At 69.8% G+C, this 19,391-nt stretch carries 15 protein-coding genes and 1 pseudogene; 9 read left to right on the forward strand and 7 right to left on the reverse strand.

Annotation, left to right across the window (positions count from 1 at the left end; all coding sequences use genetic code 11):
* Positions 1-99: 99 nt before the first annotated feature.
* Positions 100-1,212 carry a methyltransferase domain-containing protein gene (locus tag ACZ7L5_RS32125; RefSeq protein ID WP_471521133.1) on the forward strand — a complete coding sequence of 371 codons (1,113 nt, stop codon included), beginning with the start codon at positions 100-102 and terminating at the stop codon, positions 1,210-1,212.
* Here ACZ7L5_RS32125 and ACZ7L5_RS32130 read toward each other — a convergent pair.
* Positions 1,181-2,005, reverse strand: a pseudogene (locus ACZ7L5_RS32130) (ThuA domain-containing protein); the annotation flags it as partial. The gene ACZ7L5_RS32125 and the pseudogene ACZ7L5_RS32130 overlap by 32 nt on opposite strands.
* Positions 2,002-4,236 carry an RICIN domain-containing protein gene (locus ACZ7L5_RS32135; protein ID WP_471521134.1) on the reverse strand — a complete coding sequence of 745 codons (2,235 nt, stop codon included), beginning with the start codon at positions 4,234-4,236 and terminating at the stop codon, positions 2,002-2,004. The gene ACZ7L5_RS32135 and the pseudogene ACZ7L5_RS32130, both read right to left, overlap by 4 nt.
* A gap of 293 nt (positions 4,237-4,529) precedes the next feature.
* Here ACZ7L5_RS32135 and ACZ7L5_RS32140 point away from each other — a divergent pair, with 293 nt between their 5' ends.
* Together ACZ7L5_RS32140 and ACZ7L5_RS32145 are read left to right on the forward strand one after the other, a co-directional pair.
* Positions 4,530-4,922 (forward strand): VOC family protein, encoded by a 393-nt coding sequence (locus ACZ7L5_RS32140; protein ID WP_328883976.1) that lies wholly within the window; start codon positions 4,530-4,532, stop codon positions 4,920-4,922.
* Between the two features lie 169 nt (positions 4,923-5,091).
* The gene (locus tag ACZ7L5_RS32145) at positions 5,092-6,273 is read left to right on the forward strand and encodes a PP2C family protein-serine/threonine phosphatase (protein WP_365065715.1); all 1,182 of its coding nucleotides are present in this window, start codon (positions 5,092-5,094) and stop codon (positions 6,271-6,273) included.
* A 22-nt stretch (positions 6,274-6,295) separates the two neighbouring features.
* Here ACZ7L5_RS32145 and ACZ7L5_RS32150 read toward each other — a convergent pair whose 3' ends face one another.
* The 4 genes from ACZ7L5_RS32150 to ACZ7L5_RS32165 form a co-directional block, all read right to left on the reverse strand.
* Positions 6,296-7,297 carry an LLM class flavin-dependent oxidoreductase gene (locus ACZ7L5_RS32150; protein WP_471521136.1) on the reverse strand — a complete coding sequence of 334 codons (1,002 nt, stop codon included), beginning with the start codon at positions 7,295-7,297 and terminating at the stop codon, positions 6,296-6,298.
* Between the two features lie 63 nt (positions 7,298-7,360).
* Positions 7,361-8,314: an SMI1/KNR4 family protein gene (locus ACZ7L5_RS32155; RefSeq protein WP_471521138.1), complete on the reverse strand. Its 954-nt coding sequence runs from the start codon at positions 8,312-8,314 to the stop codon at positions 7,361-7,363.
* Between the two features lie 69 nt (positions 8,315-8,383).
* Positions 8,384-9,307, reverse strand: coding sequence for a GNAT family N-acetyltransferase (locus ACZ7L5_RS32160; RefSeq protein ID WP_471521518.1), 924 nt, complete (start codon positions 9,305-9,307; stop codon positions 8,384-8,386).
* A 419-nt stretch (positions 9,308-9,726) separates the two neighbouring features.
* Entirely contained in the window at positions 9,727-10,602 is an 876-nt protein-coding gene (locus ACZ7L5_RS32165) for an RNA polymerase sigma-70 factor (RefSeq protein WP_471521520.1), read from the reverse strand.
* 637 nt (positions 10,603-11,239) lie between these two features.
* Between ACZ7L5_RS32165 and ACZ7L5_RS32170 the strand changes: the two genes are divergently transcribed.
* Complete coding sequence (locus ACZ7L5_RS32170) at positions 11,240-12,421, forward strand: DUF418 domain-containing protein (RefSeq protein ID WP_471521140.1); 1,182 nt, start codon at positions 11,240-11,242, stop codon at positions 12,419-12,421.
* 125 nt (positions 12,422-12,546) lie between these two features.
* Positions 12,547-13,113, forward strand: coding sequence for a hypothetical protein (locus tag ACZ7L5_RS32175; protein ID WP_471521141.1), 567 nt, complete (start codon positions 12,547-12,549; stop codon positions 13,111-13,113).
* Between the two features lie 238 nt (positions 13,114-13,351).
* On the opposite strand, the gene ACZ7L5_RS32180 is transcribed toward ACZ7L5_RS32175, so the two are convergent.
* Positions 13,352-14,485: an AI-2E family transporter gene (locus ACZ7L5_RS32180; protein WP_471521143.1), complete on the reverse strand. Its 1,134-nt coding sequence runs from the start codon at positions 14,483-14,485 to the stop codon at positions 13,352-13,354.
* Positions 14,486-14,851: 366 nt separating this feature from the next.
* Here ACZ7L5_RS32180 and ACZ7L5_RS32185 point away from each other — a divergent pair, with 366 nt between their 5' ends.
* The 4 genes from ACZ7L5_RS32185 (at position 14,852) to ACZ7L5_RS32200 (ending at position 19,346) form a co-directional block, all read left to right on the forward strand.
* Complete coding sequence (locus ACZ7L5_RS32185) at positions 14,852-16,135, forward strand: phosphatase PAP2 family protein (protein WP_471521522.1); 1,284 nt, start codon at positions 14,852-14,854, stop codon at positions 16,133-16,135.
* Positions 16,136-16,275: 140 nt separating this feature from the next.
* Positions 16,276-16,941, forward strand: a complete 666-nt coding sequence (locus ACZ7L5_RS32190) for a nucleoside deaminase (protein WP_471521145.1) — start codon at positions 16,276-16,278, stop codon at positions 16,939-16,941.
* A gap of 105 nt (positions 16,942-17,046) precedes the next feature.
* Positions 17,047-17,661 carry a dihydrofolate reductase family protein gene (locus ACZ7L5_RS32195; protein WP_383243664.1) on the forward strand — a complete coding sequence of 205 codons (615 nt, stop codon included), beginning with the start codon at positions 17,047-17,049 and terminating at the stop codon, positions 17,659-17,661.
* Between the two features lie 68 nt (positions 17,662-17,729).
* On the forward strand, positions 17,730-19,346 hold the full coding sequence (locus ACZ7L5_RS32200) for a phospholipase D family protein (RefSeq protein WP_471521147.1): 1,617 nt from the start codon (positions 17,730-17,732) through the stop codon (positions 19,344-19,346).
* Positions 19,347-19,391: the final 45 nt, after the last annotated feature.

Below are 19,391 nucleotides of genomic sequence, written 5' to 3' on the forward strand. Positions count from 1 at the left end.
CCGCTAGGCACCGTCGGCGAAGCGAGGACCCCCCGTCGCCGACGACGCGGGGCAGCGGAGCGCTGTCCCGAGTGCTGACGTGGAAGAAGAAACAACACCATGCACACGCTCCTCGTGGCGCGCTGCCTCCGCGGCCTGGAGGCCGTGGTCGCCGCCGAGGTTCTTGGGTCCGGGCTCGGCGCCGTCACCGAACTGCGCCACCGCGAAGTCCATTTCCGTACGCACCGGTCCGTGCCGGCCCTGCGCACCGCTGACGACCTGTTCCTGCTCGCCGCCCGCCGCCCCGACATCGGACCCACGCGACAATCCCTGCACGACCTCGCCGAGCTTGCCGATCCGACCGCGATCGGCCACCTCCTGTCCCTGCGTCCCCACAGCGCGACGACGGCGGCCCCGGACCTCACCGGCATAGACGTCTCGGCCTCCTTCCTCGGCCGGCGGACCTTCACCCGGTACGACGCCGAGGACGTGGTGGGACAGGCCCTGGCGCGGCGCCTCCGCGTCCCGTACCACTCGCGGCGGGCAGGAACCCCGCCCCCGCCCGGCTGCTGGGGCTGGCGACTGACCCTGGACGGATCGCGGGCCACGCTCATGCTGCGGCTCGACGACCGTCCGCTGCACCGCCGCACCTACAAGCAGCACACCATCCCGGGCACCCTGCACCCGCCGCTGGCCGCAGCCATGGCCCGGCTGGCCGACATCCGCCCCGGCCACGTCGTCCTCGACCCGTGCTGCGGCGCCGGCACGCTGCTCATCGAGGCGGCACTCGCCCACCCCGACGCCCGCTGCCACGGCTTCGACCTCTCCGCGGACGCGGTCGCCGCGGCCTGCGCCAACGCAGGCGACCTGCCCGTCGCCATCCGCCGTTCCGACGCCGGCCGTCTTCCCCTTCCCGACCACTCGGTCGACCGCGTGCTGTGCAACCCGCCCTGGGGCGGGCAGGTCCAGGCCCGCGGCCTGCTCGCGACCGCCCCTTCCCGCTGGTGGACGGAACTGCGCCGCGTCCTGGCCCCCGACGGAACGGCCGTACTCCTCCTACCCGACCCCGACGACCTCGCCGCCGCCATCCGCCACCACTTCACGCCCGTACACGTGGAACGGCTGCGCCTGTTCGGGGCACAGCCGTTCCTCGTCCGTCTGGCGCCGGCACCGGGTGCGGGCAGCGTGACAGCTACTCAGCCGCGCGGCCGAGCCACTTCAGGCCGTCGATGAGGAAGCGGTTCTGGCTGGGGCTTGCGAACGTGGAGGACAGGCGGGTGTTGGTCTCGTAGTTCATGGCGTTGTGGCCGAAGTTCGCGTACAGCATCCGGTACTTGGTGTTGGTCCACAGGATCGGGTAGTAGCCGCTGTACCAGGACTGGTTGGGGTCGGTGCCCAGGGGGAAGCTCGACGGGTCGACCGATGCCAGGATCTTGATGTTCGGCTTGGTGCGCAGGTCGTTGGACCAGCTGTACCACTCGCTCACCGCCGAGGTGAACGTCGCCGGCAGCGCGGTGGTCGAGGGGTGCGTACGGTCCTCGGTGCGCAGGTTCGCCGTCGTGGGGCCCCAGGTGTTCGACCTGAAGTTCCCGCTGCCGAGGAAGGTGTTGTAGTACCAGGGCCACGATCCGGCGTCGGTCGTGAACGCCGAGACGTGGAAGCCCATCCAGCCGCCGCCCGCCCGCACATACCGCTCGAAGCCGGCCCGCTGGGCCGCGGTGTCCGGCGCGTCGTCGAGGAAGAGGACGACCTGGTAGTCGTTCACCCCGCCGTTGGCGAGCAGGTTCCAGTCGGTCGTCGCCCGGTACGTGAAGTTGTTCTGGGCGGCGGTGCGCGGGAACCACTCGTTGGCTTCCTTGACGAAGTCGATGTGCGCGGCGTCCCAGGTGCCGTTGTAGAAGGCGATGACCTTGAAGGCGGGCGCCTGGGGCGCGGCGGAGGCGTGGAGCCCGGCGGGCGCCGGGGCTGCGGTCAGCCCCAGCACCAGGGCCAGCCCCGCCAGCAGTCGTGCTGCCAGCCGCCTCACGGGTAGCTCACCACGTTGGCCACGTTGGTGGACGAGTTGGACGGGCCGCCCCGGTCGTTGATGACGTGCCGGATGGTTCCGGTGCCGCCGAGCGAGACGGTCACCATGTTCTGGAAGCGGACGCCCGGCGTGTTGGGGACCTCGAAGGCGCGCTCCGCGGTGACAGCCGGGTTGACGTTGAAGAAGCAGTAACTGCCGAGCCCGTACGCCTGGTGGCTGGTCACGGAGTTCGCGACCTTGTAGGCGGCGTAGCCCTGCGTGGAACCGTTCATCCAGGCGGCCTGGTTGGGCGGGTCGTAGGGCATTTCGTTCTGGTAGAAGTACGTCCGCCCGCCGTTGCCGTTCCAGATGGTCTGGTGCTTCTGGTAGTGCTCGACGAACAGGCCGTACATGGTGACGTTGTCGCCGTTGACGATGAGGCCGGTGTCGCCGGTGTTGCTGTTCCAGCCGATGCCGGTGCCGTGGTCGCCGCGCCAGATCCACATGTGGTCGCCGATGACGTTGTCGCTGTTGACGACAAGGCTGGTGGTCGCCTTGCCCACGGCGGCACCGCCGACGCGGAAGTACACGTCATGCAGGGAGGTGGGGTTCGCCGCGTGGTTGGCGGCGGCGCCGGACGGGCCGATCTCCACCAGTGTCTGGGAGTTGGTCGTACCGGCGTCGAAGAGGACGCCCGCGATCTTCACGCCGTCGACGTCGGCGACCGTCATGGCCGTGATGCCGTTGTCCGGGATGAAAGTGGCCAGACCGAGCCCGAGGACCACGGTGTCGGGGCGGGTGACCCGCAGGGTTTGGTTCAGGTGGTAGACACCGGGGGTGACCAGCAGGTTCTTGCCCTCTGCGAGAGCGGCATTGATCTGTGCGGCGGTCGCGCCCGGCTTGACGACGAAGAACTGGTCGATGCCGAGCGAGCTGCCCGCCGCGGCCCCGTTCGCCCAGGTCGTGGCCGAGGAGTTCGTCCGCAGGGACGGCACGAACACCCGGTAGGCGCCCGCGTTGTCGACGTACAGGAAGGGCTTTTCCCGCACCGTCGGGGTCTGGTTGACCGTGGTGTACGGCGGGTTGGGGAACGTGTTGCCCGGTACGCCCTGGCTGCCGACGAAGACCATGTTCCAGTTGGAGCCGGTCCAGCTGCCGAGCTGGGAGTTGCGGGTCAGCCACTGCTGCTGCGTGCCGGAGCGGACCTGTCCGTCGATCTTCGTGTCGGCCATGAAGCCGCCGCTGGACCAGCCGCCGTCGCTGAGTTCGAGGTTGCCGCGGACGTGCATGCGCCGGTACCCGGACGCCTGCGAGACGGCCCAGCGGTCGGTGCCGCCCGTGGGGTTCACCGAGAGGTTCTCCGCGCCCCGCCAGAAGTTCTGGGTCGCGTTCTGTGGTGGGAACCAGTCCGCCTCCACGTGCACGGCGCCGTTGATCGTGACCGAGTCGGGTGACTCGCCCAGGCCCAGGACCTGGGTGTAGAAGCCGACGTTCACGTCATTGCTGTACGTGCCCGGCTTGAACATCACCGCGTAGCGCTGTGAACCGAACTGGTTCGTCTCCTGCTGCCGGAATATCGAGTCCAGCCGGCTCTGGATGGTGGACGACGGCATCGACGGATCGAAGACGGCCACGTTGGGGCCGAGGTCGACATCGCCCGGGGCGGTGCTCACGGGCGCGACCTGGAAGCGCTGGGCGGCCGAACCGTTGCAGGTGTACTGCACCAGCTGGACGCTGTCGGCCGTCGAGGCGGACGGTACGTCAAGGCACTTGCCGCTGTTCCGGTTGACGAAGTGGTAGGCGCCGCCGCCCTCGTCGACGGCCTGCCACTGCTGGTTGTTGCCCCCGCCGTACGTCCACAGATGCACGGCCGCGTTGTCTGCCGTGGACACATCGCTGACGTCCACCACCTGCTGGGCGTCGTTGCGGTTGTTGATCCGCACGTAGCCGTCACTGGTCGATGTGAAGCTCCACTGCTGCGCCGTGCTGTTGTTGCAGGCGTACTGCTGCACCGCCGTGCCGTTGACGGTGGCGGCCGCTCGTGCGTCCAGGCACTTGCCGCTGCCGCTGTTCACCACCGTGGACCAGCTGGTGGGGAGGGCGGCGGCGGAAGAGGCCGCCTCGGCAGTGTGTTCCGGAACGGCCTGGGTGGGCTGGACGGCGCTGAGGAGCGAGGCCGCCGTGACGGCGGCGACGAAGGCCGCGGTCAATGGACCGCGGCCTCTGATGGGTGGTCGCGAGGTAGGGGGCATGTCATCTCCTGCGCCGACGAAGCGGCATGAGTGGGGGGTGAAGGGGGTGCGGGATGGCGCTTATTTCAATGCATGATTTAAGAAGTGACGGAAACCACTGTCAAGACTTTGGTATAGGCCAACTCCGATGTTGTGTGCGTCGCCGATCCGCAAACCCGGTAGGGGAGTTGGGCCGCCCGGCTGAAGGACACACGACCATCCGGACGGCTGCCAGCGCGCCGCGCCGCCGGGCGCGGCGCGCGTGAGGTGCCCTGAGACGTCAGGACGGATCACCCACGAAGGAGACACACGGCATGCTCGGACAATCGCACGCGTACAGCGGCTTCTCGGTCGACGATCTCGACGTGGCCCGCCGCTTCTACGGTGAGACCCTCGGCCTCCAGGTGGAGGAGACGGGCCAGGGCGAGATGCGGATGCTGACCGTCAAGCTCGGCGGTGGCGCGCACGTCTTCGTCTATCCCAAGGACACGCACACCCCCGCGACGTTCACGATTCTCAACTTCCCCGTGGACGACATCGAGGCCGCCGTCGCCGAACTGGAGCGGCGCGGCGTGACCCTTGAGCGCTACTCCGGCTTCGACCACGACGAGAAGGGCATCGTTCGAGTCGGCCAGGGCGGCCCCGCGGCGATCGCATGGTTCACCGACCCCGCGGGGAACGTGCTCTCCGTGGTCCAGGAGGACTGACCGGCCCACCTCGGCATCATGAGGCGCCCCCTCATCCATACGGCGGTGTCGCCGGGGCCCGCTGCCGCCCCGGCCCGCCCCCGTCGCCGGGCACGCCGCGGGCCGCGATGTGAGACTGCTGAACGACGCGCCCGATCCGCGTCCCACGGTCGCGACGAGAGGAGACGAGGTGGTGACGGCCGAGCCCGGCGACGGTCTGCTGGAGGAGTTCCTCGCCGACCCGGAGAACGCGGCGCTGGACCTGTCCACCGCGGTGGCCCGCTGCTCCAAAGCCCTGGGGCTGCAACACGCGGTGATCTACCTCGCCGACCTCCAGCAGCGCCGGCTGGTCCCGCTGACCGACGCGGGCGCCCCTCTTCCGGTCGACGACTCGCTCGCCGGCTGGACGTACCGCACCCAGTCCCTGCGCGTGGAGGAGTCCGAGGCCGGCGGCATGACGGCCTGGCTCCCCCTCCTGGACGGCGCCGAGCGGCTCGGCGTACTCGCGGTGCACTCGCCGGCTCTGACACCGCCCTCGCTGCGACGCAGCCGTACCCTCGCCGCTCTCCTCGCCATGATGATCACGTCCAAGCGGGCCTACAAGGACTCCTTCGTACGACGGACCCGCAGCGAACCGATGCAACTGCCCGCCGAGATGCTGCGCGCCTTCCTGCCGCCCCGCACGATCGGCACGGCGCACGTCGTGTCCACGGCCGTACTGGAGCCCGCCTACGAACTCGGCGGCGATGCCTTCGACCACTCCCTCACCGAGACCACCCTGCACGCCGCCGTCCTCGACGCCATGGGCCACAACCTGGCCTCGGGCCTGACCACCGCGGTGTCGCTCGCCGCCTGCCGCAACGCCCGGCGCACCGGGGCCGAGCTCCCGGAACTGGTGCAGAGCGTGGACGACGCCCTGGCGCGATGGCTCCCCGACCAGTTCTGCACCGGCGTCCTCGCCCAGCTCGACCTGGCGAGCGGCGTGCTGCGCTGGACCAACTGCGGACACCCCGCGCCGCTGCTCATCCGGGACCAGCGGCTGCTGGTCGACGCCATGGAGAGGGAGCCCGAACCGCCGATGGGGCTGCCGTCCCTGCTCGCCCAGCGCACCCGGCAGACCCATGAGATCGCCCTCCAGCCCGGCGACCGGGTGCTGCTCTACACCGACGGCGTCACCGAGTCCCGTACCCGGGACGGCGGCATGTTCGGTCTGGAGCACTTCACCGACTACATCATCCGGGCCACCGCCGCGGGCGAACTGGCGCCGGAGACCCTACGGCGACTGATCCACTCGATCCTGGACGCACAGCCCGGCAGCCTTCGGGACGACGCGACGCTGCTGCTGTTCGAGTGGTGGCCGCCGACGCGGTGAGTGGCGGCCAGGACGCCCTGCCCTACGCGGTGGCGACCGGCTCGTCGCCCTGCGCGGGTGACGACGCGGCGATGAGCTCGAAGGACCGGAGGCGGTCCTTCAGTGCGTACACCGGCGACACGAGCATCAATTCCTGCGCGCCGGTCGCGTCGGTCAGCTCTGTGAGACGTCGTACGACGGTCTCGGGATCGCCGTACGCCTGGTGCGCGTGGAACGCCGCGAGAGCCTGCCGCTCCTGGTCGGTGAAGGGATGCACGGCCGCCTCGGCGGGGGTGGGAAAGGCGATGTCGCTTCGCCCTTGGAGAAGTCCGACCTTGACGACGTTCATCGGCCCGACGAGCCATTCGGCCTCCTCGCGCGTCGGGGCGCACACCGCCTCCACGCACAGCAGCACACGCGGGCTCGGGCACCAGCGGGACGGCACGAACCGCGCGCGGTAGTGCTCGATCGCAGCAGTGGTGTTCTCGGGGCGGAAGTGGTGGGCGAAGGCCATCGGCAGACCGAGCTGCGCGGCGAGAGCGGCACCGGCGGTGCTGGAGGCCAGCAGCCACGGCTCGGGCAGCGAGTCGAGCGCGACCTCGTCCACCAGGAAGCGCAGGGTCGCCGCCACGTCGTCGCGGTACTCCTCGTCCGTCGCCGGCCCCGCCCCACGCCGCAGCGCCAGGGCTGTCGCCTCGTGCACGGTCCCCGGGCCACGGCCGATCCCGAGATCGACGCGATCGGGGTGCAACGCGGCGAGTGTGCCGAACTGTTCGGCCAGCATGATCGGAGCGTGGTTGGGGGCGAGGACTCCTCCGGAGCCCAGCCGGATCGAGGACGTCGACGCGGCGGCATGAGCGATCAGAACCACCGGAGGGAATGCGCCGATGGCGGGGGAGTGGTGATGCTCGGCGTACCAGAGCCGTCGGTAGCCGAGCCCTTCGACGCCACGGGCGAACTCGGTCGTGTCCCTCAAGGTGTCCGTGGGGTCCGTACCGCGCTGGACCATCGCGACTTCGAGTACGGAGAGCGGCACACCCATCATGTGATCAGTATGGCCGAACGCGTCGTGGTTGGAGGACTCTTGCACGGTCAGCCGGTCAGCCGGTCAGCCGGTCAGGGGACGCCACCGGTCCTCCACCGCGTGGCCGAACCCGCCGCGCCACACGAGCGCCCCACCCATCAGGCCGGGCTTGTCCCGCGTGGCCAGCGCCGGGGCTTCGAGCATGTCGGCGGCCTCTTCCAAGTAGGTGACCAGCGTGTCGAGTTCTTCGCCCGGGGCGTCGTTGTAGCGGGACCAACGGCCCAGGTAGCCGGTCGCGGTGTCCAGGTACAGGCCGGAGGTGCTGTCAGCGGGACCGCGTGAGACGACAGGAATCCAGGTCGCTCTCCACACGGTGATCTGCTCCTCCTCGGGCCGGCCGGCGTTGCTGGTGTCGTGGTCGGCCTGGTGGTCCGACATCCGCCGGTAGACGTCGGCGACGGCGTCCAGGGTCATCAGCGCCTCATTGCCCGGAAGGCATCCCGCGCCCCAGCCGGCGGCCCCTTCGTCGCCTGCGCTCAGAAGCCACAGGGTGCGCAGCTCGGTGGGTATGCGGACGCCGAGATCGTTCTCCAAGGCGGCGATCGCGGAGAGCTCGGCGCCGGAGCGGAGGGCGGCATAGGAGTCGGGGGCGGTGAGCCGGAGCCGGCGGAGGATACGCAGCCAGGCGTCGGCGATCTGCCGTACGGTGACGGCCTCGATAGTCGGGTCGACGGGCTGGACACGCTCCTGACCTGGGTCCTCCTCCTGGACGGCCACTACGGGTTTGGCGGAGGGGGCGAGGTTCACGTACCGGATCTGGATCCAGTCCGGCTCGCGGATGTAGCCGACGGCCAGGTCGGGGCAGTCCTCGTACAAGTCGCCCTCGACGATGACGGTGAGGATGCCGGGCAGACTGGACGGCGTGCCCATGTCCGGGTCGTCGGCCAGTCGGCCCGCCAGGACCTTCAGGGCGTAAGGAGCTCCCGCCCCGAACTGGGCAGCGGTCTCCTGCAGGAACGGGGGGAGCTCGACGTTCAACGGTCCTGTACTCCTTGCTGGTTGGCCGGGCTGGGCCGGGCTGGCCGGGCTGGGGGGCGGTACGCGTGATCAGTTCCAGGTCATGTTGATCTCACGCCCGAAGTTGACGTACTGGGCCCGCCGGAAGGCGTTCGCCATGGGGACGTTGCCGAGGTCCGTGGCGGCTCGGACACGGGGAACATCCTGCTCGGCGAGGATGCGGGTTCCCTCGGCGAGGACGTCGTCGATGTAGCCGTTGCCGCGATGTGCGGGCAGGACCGCGAGGTAGGCGATGATCGGGTTGTAGCCGTTGTGGGCAGGGACCACGAACCCCACCGGTTCTCCATCCGGCAGTGTGGCGATCCGCCACCAGTCTCGCGGGCTCGTGTAGCGGGCGAGTTCCTCCTCGTAGTGCTGGGTGGCCGCCTCCTGGGGACTCATCCGCGTCAGTTCGTCACGGCCGTGTGCGTCCAGCGTGCCGTCCAGGACGAGGGCCATCAGGGCCACGAGTTCCCCGGCATCCCGGACCGGCCGGAAGAGCAGACGCTTGCCGGATTCGGGAACCGGTGACGTCGGATTCCATTCCAGGCGCAGGCGCTCCACGAAGAGCCGGGCACCCGTCCGCTCCAGGACCGTCATGCGGTCTTCGACGACCTGCCTGGTCGCCGCGTTGTCACGCCAGTCCGGTGGGATGAATCGGCTGTACTCCGGGGGCCGCGAAGGGTCCGGGAGGACAGCGGCCATCGCCGTCCGCAGAAGCCGCACCCCGATGTCCAGGCGAGCGGGATTCGGGGCCCCGTCGTCGATGTCGAGGACATCCAGGATCAGTGGTGCGTCCCCGCCGGGCCGACTCCACCAGGCGGCCCTGGCCAGCAGACGGTCACCGTGCTGGGCGACCCACATCCATTCGGGACGTCGACGGCCGGCGGCAAGGTCGTCGGCCAGTTCCGGGTTGAGGACGTAGGGCAGTTGAGAGAAGAGGTCGAGTTCTCCGCGTCCGGTGATCGGACGCATGGTCAGGTCGTTCAGTTCCACGGTCAAGGCACACTCCGGTGAAGGCGCCTGTCCGCTCCGGGGGTCAGACGCGGTCCGCGCCCCGGGAGGACACAAGCGCGGTGATCATGGGGATCATCTGCTCATCCCTCCTCTCGCTGTCATCCCCTCAGCCCTCGTGGCCGGGGGTCCAGCCGCAACATCTATCCAAGGGCGGCCCGGTCCGCAAACTCTTTTCGCACACAGGGGCGTTCAGGCCTCGGCGCGGGGGTCACGCAGGGCGATCGGGACGTGGACCGGGCGGCGTATGCCGTGGCGGCGGCGCACAGTGCCTGCGGCACGTCGGCAGCGAGGGGTTGGAGTGTATGGGTCCCGTCAGCGGCGGGGACAGCGCTGCCCCCGCCGCCTGGGTGCCCTCGGAGCCGACCGGCCGGCCGGGATCAGCGGCTCACCGCGGTCTCCTGCTCCACGCGTGACAGCTTCTCGGGGTTGCGTACGGCGTAGAGGCCGCTGATGAGGCCGTCGTCGATGCGGACGGCCAAGACCGTGTTGATGCGGCCGTCCAGCCGGAGGATCAGTGCCGGATGGCCGTTGATGCGCGCCGATTCCAGCGTCGCCGCCGCGCCGAATCGCCCCAGCCCGGCAACCAGGGGCGCCACCTCGGCAGCACCCACGACGGGCGCCGGCACGGCCTGCACGACTCCGCCGCCGTCGCCCAGCAGGACTACGTCCGGCGCGAGAACATCGAGCAGCCGTTGCAGATCGCCCGGATCGACGGCCCGCCGGAAGGCGTCGAACGCGTTCTGCGCCTCGGCCGGAGACACGGCCCCGCGCGGGCGGCGCGCTGCGACGTGCGCCCGCGCGCGGTGGGCGATCTGACGGATGGCGGCCGGGCTCTTGTCGACGGCTTCCGCGATCTCGTCGTATGCCAGGTCGAAGACCTCGCGCAGCACGAACACCGCCCGCTCGGTGGGGCCGAGTGTCTCCAGCACCAGCAGCATCGCCATCGAGACGCTGTCCGCCAGCTCGACGTCCTCGGCCACGTCGGGTGCGGTCAGCAGCGGTTCGGGCAGCCAGGGGCCGACGTAGGACTCCTTGCGCCGGCGAAGCGTACGCAGTCGGATCAGTGCCCGGCGGGTGGTGATCCGGACCAGGAACGCGCGCTGATCGCGCACGGTGTCGAGATCGATGCCGGCCCAGCGCAGCCAGGTCTCCTGCAGGACGTCCTCCGCGTCGGCGGCCGAGCCGAGCATCTCGTAGGCGACGGTGAAGAGCAGATTCCGGTGTGCGACGAACGCCTCGGTGGCGGAGCTCATCCCCTCGCCGGGCGCATGAGGTTCAGCGGTGTCCTTCGGTCGCGCGCTGCGCTCGGTCACGGCTGACTCCCACCTCTTCGCGGTCCGGCGTTCCTCACGCACAAGATGCCGGTCCCCGCTGCCTCGCCCAACTGCTGCCGCAGGCGCTCCTCGTGACGGCCCCACAGGTTCTCAAGGGGAGTGATGGAGCGGTCCAGTTCGTACGGGGAGACACCCAGCAGTTCGTAAGCGGCTCGGGAGACAAGCGCATCTCGATGCACTCGACGCGCTTGCCGTGAATCCGGGCCGAACCTGGCGACAGCGCGGCAACGAGGCTGTTCAGCCGGGAGGGCACCCCGTGTCGAGCAGAGGAGGACTCATGCTTCTGAAGAGGCTGGCCGCAGTTGGGCAGTCGTCGCGCTCGCAGTGGGCCTGAGCAGAACACGGGCGAGCGCAGTACCACGCACGACGGGGTTCGAGAACCAGGCGACGGAGGCAACTCCCCACGCTGGTCGATCCAGTAGACCTCTCGTAGCCAGGCGGCGTTCGCGCCAGTGCCAGTGCCAGTGCACCGACGCCCGCACTGCATCGAAGGATGTACGACGTTTTCGTCCGGCCGCACGACGATCGGGCCGCAAAGCGCGGAGAACCTGAAGGCATGCCCAACAGCCTCCGCGCCTCCTTTGACGAAACGTCCTCCGCCCGGTCCGCGGCCCCGCCCCGGCTGCCGTTGCTCGATGTGCTCCGTGGAGCGGCGATTCTAGGCACGCTGATGACCAACGTGTGGATCTTCGCGACGCCTGGCTCGGAGTGGGCGATCCTGCAGGGGACTCCCATGACGGACCCGCTGGGCGAGCCGGCTGAGGCGCTGTTCCGGTTCCTCGCCGACGGGAAGTTCCTGGCGCTGCTGACGATCCTGTTCGGTGTAGGTCTGGCCATTCAGTACGACTCCGCCGCCCGCCGCGGCACCCCGTGGCCGCGCGGTTACCGGCCCCGCGCACTGTTCCTGTTCGCGGAGGGCACGCTGCACTTCGTCCTGGTCTTCGGGTTCGACGTGCTGATGGGGTACGCACTGACGGCCCTGCTGATCGCGAGGCTGCTGGCGCGTTCCGAGCGCGTACGGCGCGCGGTGATGTGGACGTCGGTGAGTCTGCACGTGGTCCTGATGTCGCTGATCACGGTCGCCCTGCTGGCCGCGCCCTCGGACGACTCCGGGAACGAGGTGTCCGACGCGGCGGTGGACGTGTACGCCCACGGCAGCTGGTTCGACCAGATCGCCTTCCGGCTGGAGAACGCGATCCCCCTCCGAATGGAACCCGTCTTCTCCTTCGGCCTGCTGGTCTTCCTCTTCCTGCTCGGCGTCCGCCTCCACCGCGCCGGCGCCTTCACACCCACCGACCGTGGACGGCAACTGCGCTCTCGGATGGCTGTCTGGGGCCTGGGGCTGGGCATTCCGTTCAACGCGGCCCTGTGGCTTGGCGGGGAGGAGTTCTTCTTCCTCGGCCGCTATGTCGCCGCCCCCGTGGTCGCCGTCGGCTACATGGGTCTGGTCGGCGTCGCCCTGGACCGCGGGTGGTTCCCGGCCTTCCTGACCCACGGGCTGTCCGCGGTCGGCCGTACGGCACTGTCCTCCTACGTCCTGCAGAACGTGCTGTGCATGCTGGCCTGCTACGGCGTCGGCCTCGGCCTGGCCGAACACTTCGCCGACAGTGGCCCCTGGTGGGTGATGGGCCTGTGGGCGACGGTCTGCGCCCTCCTCGTCGCCGCCTCGACCCTGTGGCTGCGCCACTTCTCCCACGGCCCGCTGGAGTCGGTCCAGCGCCGGGTGCTGCGCCGCTGAGCCGGTACAGCGAGGTGGGCGCGCCTTGGATCTGCTTCGGGGCGACGGGCAGCCGCCGCCCCCGCCCCGGCGACACGCCCTGACGTAGCGTCAGACAGGCAAGGTCGAACACCTACGCTGACGGCATGGGCCACGACGACAGCGAGGGCGCCGGGGGCCTGCCCTTCCCGGTCGGCGGCCCGGCGGCCGGGGCGGGCAAAGATCCGCGGACCACGGCCGATTGGCTCAACTGGCTCAAGGAACGGCTGTACGCGACCATCACCATGATCTCGGTGGTGATCGGCCTGACGGCGGCCGAGCACCCTTCCTCCGCCGGCGCCGCGGCCAGTGTGGCGGCCGCCGCGGTGGGCCTCTGGCTCGCGACGCTCGTCGCCGACGAGCAGGCCCATCGCACAGTGCACGGCCGGGTTGCCACCGGCGCGGAGCTGCGCCGGATGCTGTGGGTCAGCAGCCCGTTGCTGCTGTCCGCCGTCGGCCCGCTCGTCCTCATCGGCTCCGCGGCCTTGGACGTGATGGATCTGGACACCGCCCTGTTCATCGCGGCCGGGGTCAACGTGGCCGGCCTGTTCGGCTGGGGCTGGTACGGCGGCGTCCGGATGGGCAACAGCACCAGTGCCGGCCTCCTGGCCGGCGTGCTCGACGCGGTGATCGGGGTGGCGGTCGCCCTGGTCAAGGCCGCCGCCGGCCACTGACCGGCCGTACCGGCGCCGTACCGGCCCCGTGCCGCCCGTCCCGACGCGGTGCCGTCCGTCCGGCCCCGTGCCGTCCGTCCGGCCCCGTGCCGTCCGTCCGGCCCCGTGCCGGCCGTTCCGGCGCCGGCCGTTCCGGCGCCGTACCGGCCGTCCCTTCTCAGCACCCGCTCCGGCCCCCTCCCACTCCCCATCCCTCAGCTCACCCCGCCCCACCCCAACACCGGTCACCGAACACGGCTCAGGCGCTCTCGTCACCCGACCCCGCCCCGACCCCTTCCGGTTCGTCGGTGCGGCCTCGCAGTGCCTGGCACACCGACCAGAGGACGGCGACCAGCGGTACGGCCACAACGGCGCCGATCACTCCCGCCGCCACCGCTCCGCCGACGACCGCCAGCGCCACCACGACCGGGTGCAGTCGGACGGCCCAGCTCATCACGATGGGGTGCAGGAGGTGGCCCTCGATCTGTCCGATGACCACGATCAGGGCCACGACCAGCAGGGCGATCAGTACTCCCTTGGAAGTCAGCGCGACGACGGCCGCGACCGCGAGAGCGATGGGCGAGCCGATCAGCGGGATGAACGCGGCCGCGAACTCCAGCAGCGCCAACGGCACGGCGAGGGGCACCCCGAGGGCGAGCAGGGCGATGCCCACGAGGACCGCGTTGGTTCCCGCGACCAGCAGGATGCCGTGCGTATAACCGGTGAACGTCCGCCAGGCGGCCGCGCCCGCGACGGCGAAACGCTCACGGGCCGCGACGGGGAGCTGATCGCACAGCCATTGCCACTGCTTCTCGCCGGAGTGCGTGAAGAAGACCGCGCAGAACAGAGCCAGGGCCAGCACGGTCAGCACCTCGAGCAGCCGGCTCGCGCCGCTGAGCGCCGTACTGATGAGGGTCGAGCGGTGACTCGACAGGAGTTTGCCGATCCGGGACTGGAGATCGTCGAACACGTCCGGGGGAAGCCGGAACGGAGGCTCCTCCAGCTGACGTTCGATCCGGTCGATCCCTGTCACGAACTCCCGCTCCAGCCCGCTTCGCTGGTCCGCCACCGTCTCACCGACCAGGGCCAGCGCCCCGAGGACGAGGACGATGCCGCCGATGAGGGACGCGGCGACCGCGAGCGGCCGGGGCATGTAGCGGGCGAGGAGGCCGGCCACCGGGCGGAGCACGGCAGCCATGACGAGACCGAGGAAGACGGCGACGGCGATCCGGTGGAACTGCCCCAGCACGGAGAAGGCGACGCGAACGACGATGCCGATGGCGATGATCCGCCATGCGTACGCGGCGGTGGTTCGCAGCAGCGCCGGCACGCGCGACTCCACGCCGCTCGGATGCTCGAGCGGTGTGGCGGGCGGATCGGGGGGCGCGGCCATCTCATGCCCGTACCACCCGACGGCCACCGGACCGCGCAGCCGACGCACAATTCCCCCGAAGGCCGGTACCGGCAGAGCCCAGGCAGGCCTGGCAGGCAACCTGTCAGGCGAACGGTCACCGTGCTGAGTGTGCGTCAGTTCACCGAGCCGAAACCTACTGGCCTTCTCCGCTAACATGTTCGAACTCGCGATGATCGCCCTCATCGCAACTCTTGACCCAAAACCGTATCAAACAGAGCAAAGTGACCCGTTTACCTAACATCTGAAAACCGGCCAAACAAATTGATACCCATGTCGTCGCGGGCGTGCTCGCGAATAAAAAACAGAATCAAGTTCCTCTTCGCCGCGTGGCGTCAACCGCGGGCGATGCTGTGGACCGCGGCGGCTCTGGTGGCGCTCGGGTTCCTCGTCGCGCTGGAGATCGCCGCGCGTCACCACGGCATACCGGGGCCGATCACCACACAGGCGCGAGAGGTGATATTCCCGCCCAAGTCGGGTTTCCTGCTCTACGCCGGTATGGCGTTGATGATGGTGGTGCTCACCCGGCGACAACGGTTCATCGCGGTTGGTGCCGCGATCGGCATCGACCTCGTAGTCCTCGTGGTGCGGTGGGCGGCCGGCATAAAGGTGACCGAAGGCCACCCCTTCGGCAACGGCGCGTTGTGGGTGATGCTTGGCTGCGCGGTCATCGCCGTCACGCGCCGCACCGGCCGGGAACGTGCCCTGCTGCTGAAGGGCGTCGGCCTGGGCCTGCTGCTGGTGGCCGGCCGTAAGACCGGCGACGCCTGGCTGCACATCACGGCGAAGACCCGCCCGGTGGTGCTGGACCAGTACATGGCAACCGCCGATCAGGCGCTGGGCAACCCGTCGTGGCTGGTGGGCCGGATCGTTCGGGCCACCGGCCCGGCCGGCGCCCATGTTCTCGACTACGTCTACGTCCAGCTTGCGGTCGCCTCAGTCGTCGTCGCGCTGTACCAACTGCGCCACGTGGCCGCCGAGCGCCGCTTCCCGAGCCATCATCTGGTGCGCACGTTCCTCGTCGTCGGCCTTCTCGGGCCGGGCATCTACATGATCTACCCGGTGGTCGGACCGATCTTCGCCTACGGCGTCGACGGCGGCCAGTGGGCGGTGGCCAACCTGTGGCCGGAGACGGCGCCGCCGATCAGCACGCCGCACGCGATGCCGTTCGACGAGATCACCCCACGCAACTGCATGCCCAGCCTGCACACGGCCTGGGCCACCGTGATCTTCCTGCACTCCCGCAAGGGGCCGCGGATTCTGCGATTCGCAGGCAGCTTCTGGCTGATCGCCACCCTCGGCGCAACTCTGGGATTCGGCTACCACTACGGCGTGGACCTCGTCGCCGGCGTGGTGTTCGCGCTCACGATCGAAGCGGCCATGCGTTCGCTGGCCCGTGGTTGGGACCGGTCGGGAATCCAGTTGGTCGCCTACGGCACGACGGTCTTCGCGGCCCTGTTGGTGACGTATCGCTATCTGTCGATGGAGATGGCCAGATATCCGTTGGTGTTCGGGCCGCTTCTCATTCTGGCGATGGTCTCAGTGATTCTCGGCTACATGCGGACCACCAGACTCTGGGAACCGAAGGTCGTGCCGGGGAGACGACTGGAACCGCAGCCCGAACTGGTCTGACTCGTGGCGCACCAGGTTCCGTGCCGGCCCCTCGGGCTTGGTGCGCCATGGGCCGGAGGCATGATGCCGACCCGGATCGGAAACCATCTGTGATGTTTCGATCACTCCGTGGAGTTACGGTGGCGGGCAAGGAGCAGCGTATGGACTCGGGCAGGCGTCGGTTCCTCGGTAGGTTCGCAGCCGTGGTGACGGGAGTTGCGGCCCCCATCGCACTCCCTCGGCATGCGGTGCAAGAGAGCAACGCCGCCCCGGACTTCAGGCCCGGTACGAACGCGGCGACGGATCTGCGAACCGGCACCGGCACCGCCACTGGCACCCGTCACGAGCAGTTCATGTGGCGGGCCATCGAGGAGGCTCGGAGGAACCCCGAGTGGCCGTTCGGCGCGGTGATCGTGGACAACCGCACCGGCGAGGTCCGGGGGAGCGGGGTCAACACCGGGGCGGAGAGCCCGCTGCTGCACGGCGAGGTGGTCGCCATGAATGACTACGTGGAGCGCCACGGCAACCAGGGCTGGTCCGACACCACCCTCTACACCACGGGCGAGCCCTGCTCGATGTGCATGAGCGCGATGGCGTGGGCGAATCTGCGGCGTGTCGTGTGGGGCAGCTCCATCGACGAGATCCGCCGGACCGAGATCATTCAGATTGATCTGTCGGCACGGGAGGTGGCCGCCGCCGCGCGGTCCTTCTACAGTCCCGAACTGCTGCTGGGCGGCGTGCTCGCCGGCCACACGAACCGCCTCTTCCGGGACGCCCAACGGCTGCGCCAGAGCCTTCCGGACGCGCCGTCGGCCGGTCTGTCGTGACGTTGGTTCTCCGGTGATGCATTTTCGGCGATGAACTGCTGGCGATGAATTTCTGCGGCGGGAGCGGTCGACATGTACGAGGACCCCCGACGAGAGGAACCGATCATGGCCACCGCGGAGACTCCCCACAGCCCCGACGACACGTTCCCCAGGGCCCTGCCGGACACGGAACCACAGACGGCCGCGGGGAAGGTGCTGTTGCACTTCTCCATGTCGCTGGACGGGTTCGTGGCAGGGCCGGAGCATTCGATGGACTGGCTGACGGGCATCTCGTCCCGGCCCGGCATCATCGAGGAGTACGTCGAGACGACCGGCGCCGTGCTGGGCGGTCGGCAGGGCTGGGATGCCTACCCCGAGCCCGGCGCCATCTACGGCGGGGCGTGGCAGGGGCCGCTCTTCGTCCTGACGCACCATCCTGAGGACGCCAAGCAGGCCGAGGGCGTGACATTCCTGAGCTGCGACGTGGCCGAGGCGGTGCGGATCGGGCTGGAGGCCGCGGGCGGCAAGAACCTCGAGGTCTTCTCGCCCACGATCGGGCGGCAACTCCTCGAACGCGGACTGGTCGACGAGATCGACCTGCACATCGCGCCTGTGCTGCTCGGCGACGGGGTCCGATTCTTCGACAACCCCGGGGGCGTGCCCATTCGGCTCGAACTGCTCAACGGCAGCGACCGAACCGCAGAAGTGAACCTGCGCTACCACCCCGTCGCGAAGAGCTGACGGCTCTCGGAGCGCTGGATGAGGGGGCGCGAACGGGGTACCCGACGTGTCATCGGGAGGCTTCGGCTGTGGAACTGAGCAACTGGTTGCTGACCTCGGCCGAGCGCGGCAACAGCGCCACACGCCTGGACAGCCGTCGGTCGGGCCGGCAGGCGTGGTCGTACGGCAACCTGGTGCGGCCGCTCGTCCACGGCGCGTCGTACTTCCCGGCGCTCCTCAGCGCGATCCGTGCGCAGCGTGCGGGAGACCTGCTCCTGTTCACCGACTGGCGCGGCGACCCCGACGAGCGCCTCGACGGACCCGGCAGCGAAATCGGTGCCGTCCTGGCCGAGGCGGCCCACCGAGGAGTGATCGTCAAGGGGCTGCTCTGGCGCTCCCACCTGGACCGTTTCCAGTTCAGCGAGGCCGAGAACCGGCACCTCGGCGACGCGATCGAAGCGGGCGGCGGCGAGTGCCTGCTCGACATGCGAGTACGCCCCGGCGGCTCGCACCACCAGAAGCTCGTCGTGCTCCGGCATCCCGGCCGACCGGATCACGACGTCGCGTTCGTCGGCGGTATCGACCTGTGCCACAACCGCAACGACGACGCAGCGCACCGCGGAGACCCCCAGTCAATGCGCATCGCCGCCGCATACGGACCGCGTCCGGCGTGGCACGACATCCAGCTCGCGATACGCGGACCGGCCGTCGGCGACATCGAGGCAGGCTTCCGCGAACGCTGGGAAGACCCCGCGCCCCTCACCCGCAGCCCGCTCGTCCGCCTGCGCGAGCTCGCTCACGACGAGGACACCCGTGCCGACACGCTGCCGGCCCAGGCCCCCGACCCGCCGCCCTGCGGCACGCACATCGTCCAGGCCCTGCGCACCTACCCCAACCGGCTGCTGCGCGGCTACGACTTCGCCCCGGACGGCGAGCGCAGCATCGCGCGCGGCTACCGCAAGGCGCTGCGCAGGGCCCGGACCCTGATCTACCTGGAGGACCAGTACCTGTGGTCTCCGCACGTCGTGGAATGTTTCGCCGAGGCACTCGACGCCCACCCCGGCCTGCGCCTGATCGCGGTCATCCCCAGCGTCCCCGAGCAGGACGGCCGGCTCACCCTGCCGATGAACCTGATCGGCCGGATCACGGCCCTGGACAGGCTGCGCCGGGCCGGCGGCGGGCGCGTCGCGGTGTACGGGCTGGAGAACCACGCCGGGACGCCGGTGTACGTGCACGCCAAGGTGTGTGTGCTCGACGACGTGTGGGCCTCGGTCGGATCCGACAACATCAACCTCCGCTCCTGGACCCACGACTCGGAACTCACCTGTGCCGTCCTGGACGAGAGCCCGGACCCGCGCGAGCCATGCGACCCCGGCGGTCTCGGGGACGGCGCGCGCACCTTTGCCAGGGATCTGCGCCTGGAACTCATGCGCGAGCACCTGGATGTGGAAGCACCAAGGGTTCCGGACGCGCCCGACGCGCTCTGCGATCCCCTGAAGGCCTTCGACGCCTTCGCCGCGAGCGCCGCCGCGCTGGATGCCTGGCACGACAACGGACGGCACGGCCCCAGACCTCCCGGGCGTCTGCGTACCTATCGTCGGCCGAACCTCTCCCGCACGGCCAAGACGCTCTACGCGCCTCTGCACCGCCTGCTCGTCGACCCGGACGGCCGTCCGTTCGGGCTGCGGCGCCGCAACGAGTACTGACCAAGCGCTCGGCTTTCGTTCCGGTCAGGAATCGAGAAGCGCCGA

It is taken from the genome of Streptomyces sp. NPDC107528, assembly GCF_055639295.1.